Origin of the sequence: Citrobacter sp., from assembly GCF_050252275.1 — a bacterium.
GTDB classification, from domain to species: domain Bacteria; phylum Pseudomonadota; class Gammaproteobacteria; order Enterobacterales; family Enterobacteriaceae; genus Citrobacter_A; species Citrobacter_A amalonaticus.
Window position 1 is genome coordinate 1 of record NZ_JBFWLF010000121.1, and the last position, 12,745, is coordinate 12,745.

General features: G+C 55.1%; 12 protein-coding genes. 10 read left to right on the forward strand and 2 right to left on the reverse strand.

Going from position 1 to position 12,745, the window contains the following annotated elements:
• From AB7E14_RS11970 to ubiA, 4 genes are all read left to right on the forward strand, one after another.
• The coding region (locus tag AB7E14_RS11970; RefSeq protein WP_428169552.1) for a maltoporin at positions 1-1,299 on the forward strand (1,299 nt) is incomplete at its 5' end.
• A gap of 107 nt (positions 1,300-1,406) precedes the next feature.
• Positions 1,407-2,351 carry a maltose operon protein MalM gene (gene malM, locus AB7E14_RS11975; protein ID WP_044264135.1) on the forward strand — a complete coding sequence of 315 codons (945 nt, stop codon included), beginning with the start codon at positions 1,407-1,409 and terminating at the stop codon, positions 2,349-2,351.
• Between the two features lie 179 nt (positions 2,352-2,530).
• Positions 2,531-3,028 (forward strand): chorismate lyase, encoded by a 498-nt coding sequence (gene ubiC, locus AB7E14_RS11980; RefSeq protein WP_042999031.1) that lies wholly within the window; start codon positions 2,531-2,533, stop codon positions 3,026-3,028.
• Positions 3,029-3,040: 12 nt separating this feature from the next.
• Entirely contained in the window at positions 3,041-3,913 is an 873-nt protein-coding gene (ubiA, locus tag AB7E14_RS11985) for a 4-hydroxybenzoate octaprenyltransferase (protein ID WP_044253361.1), read from the forward strand.
• Positions 3,914-4,043: 130 nt separating this feature from the next.
• On the opposite strand, the gene plsB is transcribed toward ubiA, so the two are convergent.
• The gene (gene plsB, locus AB7E14_RS11990) at positions 4,044-6,464 is read right to left on the reverse strand and encodes a glycerol-3-phosphate 1-O-acyltransferase PlsB (protein WP_042999033.1); all 2,421 of its coding nucleotides are present in this window, start codon (positions 6,462-6,464) and stop codon (positions 4,044-4,046) included.
• A gap of 170 nt (positions 6,465-6,634) precedes the next feature.
• Between plsB and AB7E14_RS11995 the strand changes: the two genes are divergently transcribed.
• The 4 genes from AB7E14_RS11995 (at position 6,635) to AB7E14_RS12010 (ending at position 9,485) form a co-directional block, all read left to right on the forward strand.
• The gene (locus AB7E14_RS11995) at positions 6,635-7,003 is read left to right on the forward strand and encodes a diacylglycerol kinase (RefSeq protein ID WP_316962651.1); all 369 of its coding nucleotides are present in this window, start codon (positions 6,635-6,637) and stop codon (positions 7,001-7,003) included.
• Positions 7,004-7,125: 122 nt separating this feature from the next.
• Positions 7,126-7,734, forward strand: coding sequence for a transcriptional repressor LexA (gene lexA, locus AB7E14_RS12000; RefSeq protein ID WP_042321072.1), 609 nt, complete (start codon positions 7,126-7,128; stop codon positions 7,732-7,734).
• Positions 7,735-7,819: 85 nt separating this feature from the next.
• Positions 7,820-9,145 carry an MATE family efflux transporter DinF gene (gene dinF, locus AB7E14_RS12005; RefSeq protein WP_316962650.1) on the forward strand — a complete coding sequence of 442 codons (1,326 nt, stop codon included), beginning with the start codon at positions 7,820-7,822 and terminating at the stop codon, positions 9,143-9,145.
• A 130-nt stretch (positions 9,146-9,275) separates the two neighbouring features.
• Entirely contained in the window at positions 9,276-9,485 is a 210-nt protein-coding gene (locus tag AB7E14_RS12010; protein ID WP_043001802.1) for a CsbD family protein, read from the forward strand.
• A gap of 77 nt (positions 9,486-9,562) precedes the next feature.
• Here the strand turns inward: AB7E14_RS12010 and zur are convergent, their stop codons facing one another.
• Positions 9,563-10,078 carry a zinc uptake transcriptional repressor Zur gene (zur, locus tag AB7E14_RS12015; RefSeq protein ID WP_042321076.1) on the reverse strand — a complete coding sequence of 172 codons (516 nt, stop codon included), beginning with the start codon at positions 10,076-10,078 and terminating at the stop codon, positions 9,563-9,565.
• 281 nt (positions 10,079-10,359) lie between these two features.
• Here zur and traF point away from each other — a divergent pair, with 281 nt between their 5' ends.
• Both traF and dusA read left to right on the forward strand, forming a co-directional pair.
• The gene (gene traF, locus AB7E14_RS12020) at positions 10,360-11,670 is read left to right on the forward strand and encodes a conjugal transfer protein TraF (RefSeq protein WP_316962649.1); all 1,311 of its coding nucleotides are present in this window, start codon (positions 10,360-10,362) and stop codon (positions 11,668-11,670) included.
• A gap of 84 nt (positions 11,671-11,754) precedes the next feature.
• Positions 11,755-12,745: tRNA dihydrouridine(20/20a) synthase DusA (dusA, locus tag AB7E14_RS12025; protein WP_428169553.1), on the forward strand; the 991-nt coding region annotated here is incomplete at its 3' end.

The following is a 12,745-nucleotide window of genomic DNA, read 5'->3' on the forward strand; positions in this document are numbered from 1 at the left end:
CTGGCGGTTGCCGTCGCAGCAGGCATTATGTCTGTTCAGGCAATGGCAGTGGATTTCCATGGTTATGCTCGTTCCGGTATCGGCTGGACGGGTAGTGGCGGCGAACAACAATGTTTCCAGGCAACCGGTGCTCAAAGTAAATACCGTCTTGGCAACGAATGTGAAACGTACGCGGAACTTAAACTGGGCCAGGAAGTCTGGAAAGAGGGCGATAAGAGCTTCTATTTTGACACCAACGTTGCCTACTCCGTGGCACAGCAGAATGACTGGGAAGCCACCGACCCGGCATTCCGTGAAGCGAACGTACAGGGTAAAAACCTGATCGACTGGCTGCCTGGCTCCACCATCTGGGCAGGTAAGCGCTTCTATCAGCGTCATGACGTTCACATGATCGACTTCTACTACTGGGATATTTCAGGTCCTGGCGCCGGTATCGAAAATATCGATCTGGGCTTCGGTAAACTGTCTCTGGCCGCCACCCGTTCTCAGGAAGCCGGCGGCTCTTACATCTTCAGCAGCAATGATATCTATGACCGTTACAAAGACACGGCGAACGACGTTTTCGACGTGCGTTTAGCCGGTCTGGAAACGAACCCGGACGGCGTGCTGGAACTGGGTGTTGACTACGGTCGTGCGAACAAAACTGACGGTTACAGCTATGCCGACGGTGCCACTAAAGACGGCTGGATGTTCACCGCTGAACACACGCAAAGCATGCTGAAAGGCTACAACAAGTTTGTCGTTCAGTACGCTACCGACGCAATGACGACTCAGGGTAAAGGGATCCCGCAGGGCTCCTTCACGGGTAACAACTACAACCCAGATACGGAAATTGGCGTCGTTAACAACGAAATCAACAACAACGGTAGTCTGGTGCGTATCCTCGACCACGGTGCTATCTCTCTGGGCGACCGTTGGGACCTGATGTACGTCGGTATGTATCAGGATATCGACCGTGACGATAACAACGGTTCAACCTGGTACACCGTCGGTGTGCGTCCGATGTTCAAATGGACACCGATCATGAGCACCCTGATGGAAATCGGCTACGACAACGTGAAGTCTCAGCGTACCGACGACACCAACAACCAGTACAAAATTACCCTGGCGCAACAGTGGCAGGCTGGCGACAGCATCTGGTCCCGCCCGGCTATCCGTGTCTTCGCGACCTACGCGAAGTGGGATGAGAAATGGGGTTACGACAACGGCATCGCCTACAGCGATACCAGCGCGCGCACCTACAGCCGTGGCGACAACGATGAGTGGTCCTTCGGTGCTCAGATGGAAATCTGGTGGTAATCCGGCACTAACCTGACGTAGCGAGGGGCGTAAGCCCCTCTGTTTCTCGCGGTTTAGCGCGCTATTGCCTGGCCACCGCTGAACCCACGCTTTCTGAGGTGATAACAATGAAAATGAAGAAAAGTCTCGTCGCCCTTTGTTTATCCGTAGGGTTAGTTGCCAGTGCGCCGGGCATCAGCCTGGCTGACGTGAATTACGTTCCACAGAATACCAGCGCCGCACCGACGATTCCGACGGCGGCACTCCAGCAGTTAACCTGGACGCCGGTTGACCAGTCCAACACGCAAACCACACAGCTTTCGACCGGCGGTCAGCGTCTTGATGTCGCGGGCATCTCCGGTCCGGTTGCCGCTTACAGCGTACCGGCGAACATCGGGGAGCTAAACATAACGCTCACCAGCGAAGTGAACAAACAAACCAGCGTCTTCGCGCCCAACGTCCTGATTCTCGATCAGAACATGACGCCTTCTGCGTTCTTCCCCAGCAGCTATTTCACCTACCAGGAACCGGGCGTGATGAGCGCGGATCGTCTGGAAGGGGTGATGCGCCTGACGCCAGCGCTGGGCCAGCAGAAGCTTTATGTTCTGGTCTTTACGACCGAGAAAGATCTTCAGCAGACCACCAAACTGCTCGATCCAGCGAAAGCCTACGCCAAAGGCGTGGGTAACTCGGTGCCGGATATTCCGGATCCGATCGCCCGCCATACCACCGACGGTCTGCTGAAGCTGAAAGTGAAAACCAGCAGCAGTTCCAGCGTGCTGGTGGGGCCATTGTTTGGTTCTTCCGGCCCGGGTCCGGTGACGGTGGGCAATACCGCTGCACCTGCGCCAACCTATGCTGCACCTGCTTCCGCGCCGGTGGTTGCACCTGCGCCCGCGAAGAAAAGCGAGCCGATGTTGAACGACACCGAAAGCTACTTTAACAAAGCGATTAAAGACGCCGTCGCGAAAGGTGACGTTGATAAAGCGCTGAAACTGCTTGATGAAGCTGAACGTCTGGGATCAACATCTGCCCGTTCCACCTTTATCAGCAGTGTAAAAGGCAAGGGGTAATTTCTCCCCACATTGCTGATTTGCAACAACTGGTGCGTCAACTGGCGCACCTTTTTTTTAGCATTTCCTGCGACTTGTTACGTTTCTGTTGCGTAACAGATCACTTAATTATGTTTCCATCTTCCGTAAGCGCTTTTCTGCGATACAATGCCTTTCAGTTATGAAACGGAGAGTCAGGCATGTCACACCCCGCGTTAACGCAACTGCGTGCGCTGCGCTATTTTGAAGAGATTCCCGCCCTGGATCCAGAACAGCTCGACTGGCTGCTACTGGAAGATTCCATGACAAAACGTTTTGAACAACAGGGAAAACGGGTCACTGTGACCCTGATCAGGGAGGGATTTGTCGGTCAAAATGAGGTGGTGGAAGAGCTGACGCGACTGCCAAAAGAATCCCGCTACTGGCTGCGTGAAATCCTGCTCTGTGCCGATGATGAACCCTGGCTGGCTGGACGCACCGTGGTGCCTGAATCCACGCTGTCCGGCCCCGAACTGGCCTTACAACACTTAGGCAAAACCCCGCTGGGGCGTTATCTGTTTACATCATCGACGTTGACCCGAGATTTTATTGAGATTGGTTGTGATGCCGGGCTGTGGGGACGTCGTTCCCGCCTGCGACTGAGCGGTAAGCCGCTAATGCTGACCGAACTGTTTTTACCTGCATCGCCGTTGTACTAAGAGGAAAATAAAATGGAGTGGAGTCTGACGCAAAATAAGCTGCTGGCGTTTCACCGCTTGATGCGTACGGATAAGCCCATCGGCGCCTTACTGCTGCTCTGGCCGACGCTATGGGCTCTGTGGGTAGCGACCCCTGGCGTCCCTCAAGGGTGGATCCTGGCGGTGTTTGTCGCCGGGGTCTGGCTGATGCGTGCCGCCGGATGCGTGGTTAATGACTATGCCGATCGAAAATTTGACGGACACGTAAAACGCACGGCGAACCGCCCACTGCCCAGCGGCGCGGTGACGGAAAAAGAGGCCCGGACGCTGTTTGTGGTGCTGGTACTGCTCGCTTTTCTGTTGGTATTAACGCTCAACACCATGACCATATTGCTGTCGGTTGCAGCACTGGCGCTGGCGTGGGTCTATCCGTTTATGAAGCGCTACACCCACCTGCCGCAGGTGGTGCTGGGGGCGGCGTTTGGCTGGTCGATCCCGATGGCCTTCGCGGCGGTGAGTGAGTCGGTACCCTTGAGCTGCTGGCTGATGTTCCTGGCCAATATCTTGTGGGCGGTGGCCTACGACACGCAGTACGCGATGGTTGACCGCGATGACGATCTGAAAATCGGCATTAAATCGACGGCCATTCTGTTTGGCGAACATGACAAGCTGATTATCGGTATCTTGCAGGTGGCGGTGCTGGCGCTGATGGCGCTGATTGGCTGGCTGAACGGTCTGGGGCTGGGTTATTACTGGTCTGTGCTGGTCGCGGGCGCGCTGTTTGTTTATCAACAGAAACTGATTGCCAACCGCGAACGCGAGGCCTGCTTTAAAGCATTCATGAACAATAACTACGTCGGGCTGGTGTTGTTTATCGGTCTGGCAATGAGCTACTGGCACTTATAAAGCATCTTGCCCGCTGGCGCTGCGCTTATCGGGCCTACCAAACCGTAAGCCGATGTAGGCCGGATCAGGCGGAACGCCGCCATCCGGCAATCTAACATAAAAAAGCCGGTCATCTTGACCGGCTTTTTCTTTACTCGCTCTGCGTCGCGCTCTCGATGGTGAGGCGTACATCCGACGTGATGAGTTCCGCCAACATCTGATACACCTTCATCGTTTCGCCCGGCTCCGCATCGCCGGTATCGCTGATGTAACCCTCGTCACGCAGGGTCAGCACCAGTGAGCTGAACACCGCCTTGTCGAAGAATTCCGGCGCGTTAATACCGTGCAGCACGGACAGACGCTGCGCCACGGTGCGGCTTTCTTTCTCCAGCGTCCCGCGGTTGATCGACGGGTTAGCGCTCAGCAGCCAGAAGGTGATGGCATAACGCTGCAGCGTTTCGCGCGCACCCGCGGCCAGCAGTTGCAGCGTACGGGAATGAGCCGGATTGATATGCAGTTCATCATCCTGAACGGTAATCAGCCCCTGACGCTGCATTTCAGCCGTCAGCGCGTCAATCACGTCTGCCAGCTCATCGCGCTCCCAGCGCAGGAACAGCTCGGCTTTCAGCATCGGGTAGAGCACGTCAACGTGTTGCAGCAACGCTTCGCGGGAAATATGACGATGCTGGGTGACGATCGCCGCCATCAGTGACGGTAGCACCAGCATATGCGCGATGTTATTGCGATAGTAGGTCATCAGCACCGCCTGCTCGCGCGGCAGAATGATGATATCGCCAATGGTATCCTTCTCGACTTCGAATTTGTTCATCTGCAACGCGTGATCGATAAGATCGCTGGCGTTGACAGACGGCACGGTCGAATCAGAGGAATACGGCACGTTGCGCATCAGATCCAGGTAACAGTTGAGCTGCTCGGTCAATTGTTCGCGGGTCAGCGAACGCTGGCGAGACGCTAATAGCGCGGTGCAGCACAGGTTCATGGCGTTCGCCGCACCCGCATTGTTAATACGCACCATCAGCTCCGCCGCAATCCCGTTTACCGTCGGCGTCAGCCAGGCTGGACGCACGGCTTCGATCGGATCGATAGACTCGCGCCACTCCGGCACGTGGTGATTCAGGTAGGTCATCAATGGCATTGGCTCGCCAAAGTTGACGTAGCCCTGACCGAGATTACGCAGCTTGCTCAGGCCACGCAGCATCTGCGGCAGGCTCTCTTTCTCTTTGGTCGCGCCGCGCAGCTCTTTGGCATAGGTTCCCACTTCCATCACGTGCTCGTAACCGATGTAAATCGGCACCAGAGTGATCGGACGGGTGCCGCCGCGCAGCATCGCCTGGATGGTCATCGACAGCGTGCCGGTTTTTGGGTCCAGCAAACGGCCGGTACGGGAACGACCACCTTCGACAAAGTATTCAACCGAGTAGCCGCGGCTGAACAGTTCGCCCAGATACTCACGGAAAACCGTGGAATAGAGCTTATTGCCCTTAAAGGTACGACGAATAAAGAACGCGCCCAGGCGGCGGAAGATCGGGCCTGCCGGCCAGAAGTTCAGGTTGATACCTGCAGCGATGTGCGGCGGCACCAGCCCCTGGTGATAGAGCACGTAGGAGAGCAGCAGGTAGTCCATGTGGCTGCGGTGGCAGGGAACATAAACAATTTCGTGCCCGTCGTGCGCCAGTTGGCGAACGCGTTCTGCGTTGTGAACGTTAATCCCCTGATACAGCCGGTTCCAGGTGAAGCCCAGAATACGGTCGGTCAGGCGAATCATCTCGTAAGAGAAGTTGGCGGCGATCTCTTCCATCAGCGCAATGGCGTTTTGCTGCGCCTTTTCATGGGAGATTTTCTTGCTGCGCGCTTCGTCTTCTACCGCGCGGGCAATCGCTTTGGAGGCCAGCAGCTTGTTGAAGAGATCCTGACGCGCAGGTAAACGCGGCCCCACCGCGGCAAGGCGCTGACGGGCGAAGTGCATACGCGCCACGCGAGCCAGTTTCTGCGCAATGGTTTTATCCGTGCCGTGCTCATCGGCCATTCGGCGCAGAGAGACGGAAGGCGAGAAGCGGACAAAGCTGTCGCGGCCAAGCCAGGAGACGGCAAAGAATTTCTGAATGCCGTTAAGCATGCGCAGCGGCGGGTTAACCTCGCCCTTTTCACGACCCGGAGAACGTCCAAACATCACCGACACCGGCACCATTTGCACATCCAGATCCGGATTGCTGCGATGCAGGTCGAGATAGTTATGGAACAGCTTGATGGATTCTTCTTTCGGCGTGTAATAGGTGAAGACACGCGGTCCGCCGTGAATGAACACATAGCGCGGCAACTGTGTGCCATCGATCTCCAGCGGTTCTAACGGGTCGGGGAGATCGTGCGCCAGACATTGCGCGCGCAGCGTCAGCAAGTCTGCTTTGGAGTTGTACGGTAAAACGTACATAATTGGGCGAGAGGTATCGAGTCCCAATTCCGGGGCAGGATCTGCCGGAATAGACTTGCTTTTTACCAGTACACTTAATGGTAAATTCAGGATTTTGTAGTAAATTCGTGGCCAGCCGGACATAAACGATGTAAAGCCTCTGGTTAATAATGCAATTGCGTTGCAAGGATATCAGAAAGTCATGTGAATTTCTGGTCTATCCCGTCATACTTCGCGCCGCGTTGCCCTAACTCGAATTACATGAGTTAACAAGACAATGTCATTGACGCCAATAATGCAAAAAGGTTCTTTTAATGGCTAATAATACCACTGGATTCACCCGAATTATCAAAGCTGCAGGCTATTCCTGGAAAGGTTTTCGCGCCGCGTGGATTAACGAGGCCGCGTTCCGTCAGGAAAGCGTGGCGGCGCTGCTGGCCGTGGCTATCGCCTGCTGGCTGGACGTGGATGCCATTACGCGCGTTCTGCTGATAGGCTCTGTCATGCTGGTCATGATTGTTGAAATCCTGAACAGCTCCATTGAGGCGGTAGTGGACCGTATCGGCTCTGATTATCACGAACTTTCTGGTCGCGCAAAAGATATGGGGTCGGCGGCGGTGCTGCTTTCTATCATTGTGGCGCTGATCACCTGGGGACTCCTGTTGTGGCCACATTTTCGCTAACGTTTTTCGACCCTGATTCCATAACCGGCTAAATCTGCTGTCGAATGTGTAGTTTGTGGTTCCAAAATCACCTTTAGCTGTATATACTCACAGCATAACTGTATATACACCCAGGGGGCGGAATGAAAGCGTTAACGGCCAGGCAACAAGAGGTGTTTGATCTCATTCGGGATCACATCAGCCAGACAGGTATGCCACCGACGCGTGCGGAGATCGCACAGCGTTTGGGGTTCCGTTCCCCAAACGCGGCTGAAGAACACCTGAAGGCGCTGGCACGTAAAGGGGCGATTGAAATCGTCTCCGGTGCTTCTCGCGGCATTCGACTGCTGCAGGAAGAAGAGGAAGGGTTACCGCTCATCGGTCGCGTTGCGGCGGGCGAGCCGCTACTGGCGCAGCAGCACATCGAAGGTCATTATCAGGTCGATCCGTCTTTGTTTAAGCCGAATGCCGATTTCCTGCTGCGCGTCAGCGGAATGTCGATGAAAGACATCGGCATTATGGATGGCGATCTGCTGGCGGTACACAAAACCCAGGACGTGCGTAACGGCCAGGTGGTTGTGGCGCGTATTGACGATGAAGTGACGGTCAAACGCCTGAAAAAACAGGGCAATAAAGTTGAACTGCTGCCCGAAAACAGCGAATTTAAACCGATCCTGGTTGACCTTCGCGAACAGAATTTTACCATCGAAGGACTGGCCGTTGGCGTCATCCGTAATGGTGAATGGCTGTAGTACTCCTGTAGGCCGGATAAGGCGTTTGCGCCGCTATCCGGCACTCTCACCACTCTCGTTATGACCTCTTCTCAGGCTCGTCTCCATGCCTTTTTTTGCTTCTGCTGACAAAGCGCTCTGGCGTCTCGCCTTACCGATGATTTTCTCCAATATCACCGTTCCGCTGCTGGGACTGGTGGATACGGCGGTCATTGGTCACCTGGACAGCCCCGTCTATCTCGGCGGTGTGGCGGTGGGCGCAACCGCAACCAGCTTTCTGTTCATGCTACTGCTCTTCTTACGGATGAGCACCACCGGGCTGACGGCGCAGGCATTCGGCGCGAAGAATCCTCAGGCGCTGGCGAGGGCTCTGGTACAACCGCTGATCCTGGCTTTGGGCGCAGGGACATTGATTGCTATCTTCCGCACGCCGATTATCGACCTGGCGCTACACATTGTCGGCGGCAGCGAAGCGGTGCTGGAACAGGCGAGGCGATTCCTGGCCATTCGCTGGCTGAGCGCGCCGGCGTCACTGGCGAATCTGGTTCTGCTCGGTTGGTTACTGGGCGTGCAATACGCGCGTGCGCCGGTGATCCTGCTGATTGTCGGCAATATCCTGAACATTGTGCTCGACCTCTGGCTGGTAATGGGGCTGCATATGAACGTGCAGGGGGCCGCACTGGCGACGGTGATTGCGGAATATGCGACGTTGCTGATCGGTTTGTTGATGGTGCGTAAGGTCTTGCACTTGCGGGGCGTCTCTCTCGTCATGCTCAGGCAGGCCTGGCGCGGAAACTTTCGTCGCCTTCTGGCGCTTAATCGCGACATCATGCTGCGTTCGCTGCTCCTGCAACTCTGTTTTGGTGCCATTACCGTGCTGGGGGCCAGACTGGGTAGCGATATCATCGCCGTTAACGCCGTGTTGATGACGTTGCTGACGTTTACGGCCTATGCGCTGGATGGCTTTGCCTACGCCGTGGAGGCGCATTCCGGTCAGGCCTATGGCGCCCGCGATGGCAGTCAGTTGCTGGAGGTCTGGCGAGCGGCGTGCCGTCAGTCAGGTATTGTCGCACTGCTGTTCTCAGTGGTTTATCTGCTCGCGGGCGAACAGATCGTCGCGCTGCTGACATCACTCCCGCAAATCCAGCAACTGGCCGATCGCTATCTGCTCTGGCAAGTGATTTTGCCGTTGGTCGGCGTCTGGTGCTATCTGCTGGATGGTATGTTTATCGGTGCAACGCGGGCGGCTGAAATGCGTAACAGTATGGCGGTCGCGGCTGCCGGGTTTGCGCTGACCTTGCTGACCCTCCCCGTGTTGGGGAATCACGGTTTGTGGCTGGCGCTGGCGGTTTTCCTGGCGCTGCGCGGACTGTCACTAGCCTGGATCTGGCGGCGCCACTGGCGGAATGGGACCTGGTTTTCGGCTTCGTGATGGTTAAAGATTCTGAATAGTGAATTGAACCCAGAATCTCTGACTACACTTAATCTCACGTCCAGCAGAAAACGAACGCAGTTGGGCGGTTTACTCTCACTATTCACAGCCTAATAAAGAGGACTTTATGATGAATAAAGACGAAGCCGGCGGTAACTGGAAACAATTTAAAGGTAAAGTGAAAGAGCAGTGGGGCAAACTGACCGATGACGATATGACAGTCATTGAAGGTAAGCGTGATCAACTGGTCGGTAAGATTCAGGAACGTTATGGTTACGAGAAAGACCAGGCGGAGAAAGAGGTCGATAGCTGGGAAAAACGCAACGACTATCGCTGGTAAGCCACCCTCATACCCGTGAGTACAAGGATGTAATCCCCTCTGTTTGCTTCGGGCGGCATAGCATGCCGCCCACTTCCTTAACGGGGTTTCTTTTTAACCTGAATCGAATGATCGTGCTGACACTCGCCAGGGTGACGGCAGGCTTCCACTTCCACGCAGGCTGAGCATAATCCGTGTGCTTCAATCACATTGTGGCGCAGGGCAAACCCCATCTTCGCCGCCAGCGTATGCATAATGTCTTCCACGCCCTCCGCACACTCTTCTTTCACCGCACCACAGCGGTCGCAGATAAACATCGCGGAAGTATGAGTTGGCTGATCGAACAGGTAACACAGCACGTAGCTGTTGGTGGATTCAACCTTATGCACAAACCCTTGTTCAAGCAGAAAATCGAGTGCGCGATAGACCGTTGGCGGCTTGGCCTGTGGTTCTGATTCACGCAGCAGGTCGAGCAGATCGTAAGCGCTAATTGCGCCTTCCTGAAGGCTCATCAGACGCAACACCTCAAGGCGCTGTGGGGTCAGGCGCACATTGCGTTGCGCGCACAGTTTTTCAGCTTGCGCCAGCAACTCTTGCGTTGTGGTCTTTTCCATCGGGCACCTCGGATCGCGTGGAGTAAGAAAACCCTCACTTTATCATGTTATGGGAGAAACGCCGAGATCCAGGCCGGCACGATAAATCGCCTGCTAATCTTTCCCTGTTTCGCATTCTCTTCTATACATATTGATGTCTGTCACATAATAAAAACGTTCCAGCAAGTTCTGCATGGAGCGAATAGCGTCATCTTCACCCATTTTATCACAGCAATAGTCCTACTCAGCCGCGTTGATACTGGCTGAGGCATTATTTCACCTGCAAATAAAATAGGTTTACTGTGAATAAAAATTTTAATTTTTCGGTGGTGGCAATTGCGGTCTCGTTCCTGGTTTCCCAACATGCGAACGCGGCGAATACCTGGGCGGAAGCGCGTAACGACGCGATGGGCGGAACGGGCGTGGCGTCGGCAAATTATGGTAGCGGGGTTCTCATTAACCCGGCGTTGCTGGCGAAAGCGAAGCCTGAAGACAGCGTTACCGTGATTCTTCCGGCGGTCGGTGCACAAATCACCGACAAAGATAATCTTCAGGATGAAATTGATGAGATCAGCGACAAAATCGATTACTACGATGAGGTGGTTGATAATCTGACGCCGCAGGAAGTTTTGCTCAACCCGCGCGGCGTGTTGAATCAGTTTCAGGGCGCGGCACGCGATCTTGCCGATGAACTCGAATACCTGAAAGGGAAAACGGCACGCGCCAATGCAGGGGCGGGACTGGCGGTGAGCATTCCCAATGAGACGCTTTCCCTGGCTTTCGTGGCGAAGGGCTATGCGCATGGACGGGTCAGTTCATCCATTGATCAGGGTGATATTGACTATCTGCGCCGGATTGAGGGCAGCGATACCTATGCGCTCGTTGAAGCCGGGAAGGCGGCGATTGAAGGCTCAGATGAGATAACCAAACACCTCAACTCGACGGCATCGGGACGCGCGGCAATTGTTTCAGATTATGGTATCGCCGTTGCCCGACAGTTTGCGTTCGGCGATGTGCCGGTGTCGATTGGCGTTACGCCAAAACTGCAAAAAACCTGGCTCTACAATTACACCACCTCTATCTATAACTACGACAGCAGCGACTGGAACAGTAGTCGTTATCGTAATGATGACACTGGTTTTAACGTCGACGCCGGGATTGCGGCGGACTTTGGTGAACACTGGACGGTGGGGATCAGCGGGCAGAACCTCATTTCACGCGATCTGGATACCAAATCGATCACTATCACCCATGGCATGACGGGTGAAACGCGAAACTACAAAGACACGTACCAGATTCGCCCGCTGGTCACCGCCGGTGTGGCGTGGCAAAACGAGCTGCTGACGCTGAGTGCAGACGGTGATTTGACCGAAACCAAAGGTTTCAAAAGCGAGGAAAACTCACAGTATGTCGGTGTTGGTGCTGAAGTCCGGCCGCTCGACTGGCTGGCCGTGCGTGCCGGTTATCGTGCTGACGTGAAAGATAACGACAGCAACGTCTTTACCGGCGGCGTCGGGTTTGCCCCGTTCAATCGTGTCCATCTTGATTTGATGGGACTGTATGGCGAGGACGAAACCTGGGGCGCAGGCGCGCAGGTCAGCGTGACGTTCTGATGGGGATAACCGGAGACATTACGTCTCCGGTTTTGCCTGTGCTATAGTAGCGCCTCCAATTTACAGGATGCTCAAAAAAACACCATGTCACCAGAATCACAATCTGCCTTTCCCGCTCACCGTTTTTCCATCGCGCCTATGCTCGACTGGACGGATAGACACTGCCGCTACTTCCTGCGCTTATTGTCTCGCCAGACGCTGCTCTATACCGAGATGGTGACGACGGGGGCGATTATTCATGGCAAAGGCGATTATCTGGCATACAGCGAAGAAGAGCATCCGGTCGCTCTGCAGCTAGGCGGCAGCGATCCGGCAGCGTTGGCGCACTGCGCGAAGCTGGCTGAAGCGCGCGGCTACGACGAGATCAACCTCAACGTCGGCTGTCCGTCCGATCGTGTACAAAATGGCATGTTTGGCGCCTGTCTGATGGGCAATGCGCAATTGGTGGCAGACTGCGTGAAGGCGATGCGTGACGTGGTGTCGATTCCGGTGACCGTCAAAACCCGCATTGGTATTGACGATCAGGATAGCTATGAATTTCTTTGCGATTTTATCAATACGGTGTCTGGCCGCGGTGAGTGCGAGATGTTCATCATCCACGCCCGTAAGGCCTGGCTCTCCGGGTTAAGTCCGAAGGAAAACCGTGAAATCCCGTCGCTGGATTATCCGCGCGTATATCAACTGAAACGCGATTTCCCGCAGCTGACGATGTCCATTAATGGCGGCATTACGTCGCTGGAACAGGCGAAGGCGCATCTTGAACATATGGACGGCGTGATGGTCGGGCGCGAAGCCTATCAGAACCCTGGCATTCTGGCCGCTGTCGATCGCGAAATATTTGGCTCCTCAACTGCTGATGCCGATCCGGTTACGGTGGTGCGGGCCATGTATCCTTATATCGAACGTGAACTGAGCCAGGGCACGTATCTTGGTCATATTACGCGCCACATGCTGGGGCTGTTTCAGGGGATCCCGGGGGCGCGCCAGTGGCGTCGCTACCTGAGCGAAAACGCCCATAAAGCCGGTGCCGATGTTAATGTGCTGGAGCATGCGCTGAAGCTGGTGGCCGATAAGC

Excerpts from the sequence above, each read along its gene's own strand:
- zur (WP_042321076.1), bottom strand. The coding sequence starts at position 10,078 with ATGGAAAAGACCACAACGCAAGAGTTGCTGGCGCAAGCTGAAAAACTG.
- dinF (WP_316962650.1), top strand. The coding sequence starts at position 7,820 with ATGCCTTTTTTTGCTTCTGCTGACAAAGCGCTCTGGCGTCTCGCCTTA.
- AB7E14_RS11995 (WP_316962651.1), top strand. The coding sequence starts at position 6,635 with ATGGCTAATAATACCACTGGATTCACCCGAATTATCAAAGCTGCAGGC.
- ubiC (WP_042999031.1), top strand. The coding sequence starts at position 2,531 with ATGTCACACCCCGCGTTAACGCAACTGCGTGCGCTGCGCTATTTTGAA.
- AB7E14_RS12010 (WP_043001802.1), top strand. The coding sequence starts at position 9,276 with ATGAATAAAGACGAAGCCGGCGGTAACTGGAAACAATTTAAAGGTAAA.
- lexA (WP_042321072.1), top strand. The coding sequence starts at position 7,126 with ATGAAAGCGTTAACGGCCAGGCAACAAGAGGTGTTTGATCTCATTCGG.
- malM (WP_044264135.1), top strand. The coding sequence starts at position 1,407 with ATGAAAATGAAGAAAAGTCTCGTCGCCCTTTGTTTATCCGTAGGGTTA.
- ubiA (WP_044253361.1), top strand. The coding sequence starts at position 3,041 with ATGGAGTGGAGTCTGACGCAAAATAAGCTGCTGGCGTTTCACCGCTTG.
- plsB (WP_042999033.1), bottom strand. The coding sequence starts at position 6,464 with ATGTCCGGCTGGCCACGAATTTACTACAAAATCCTGAATTTACCATTA.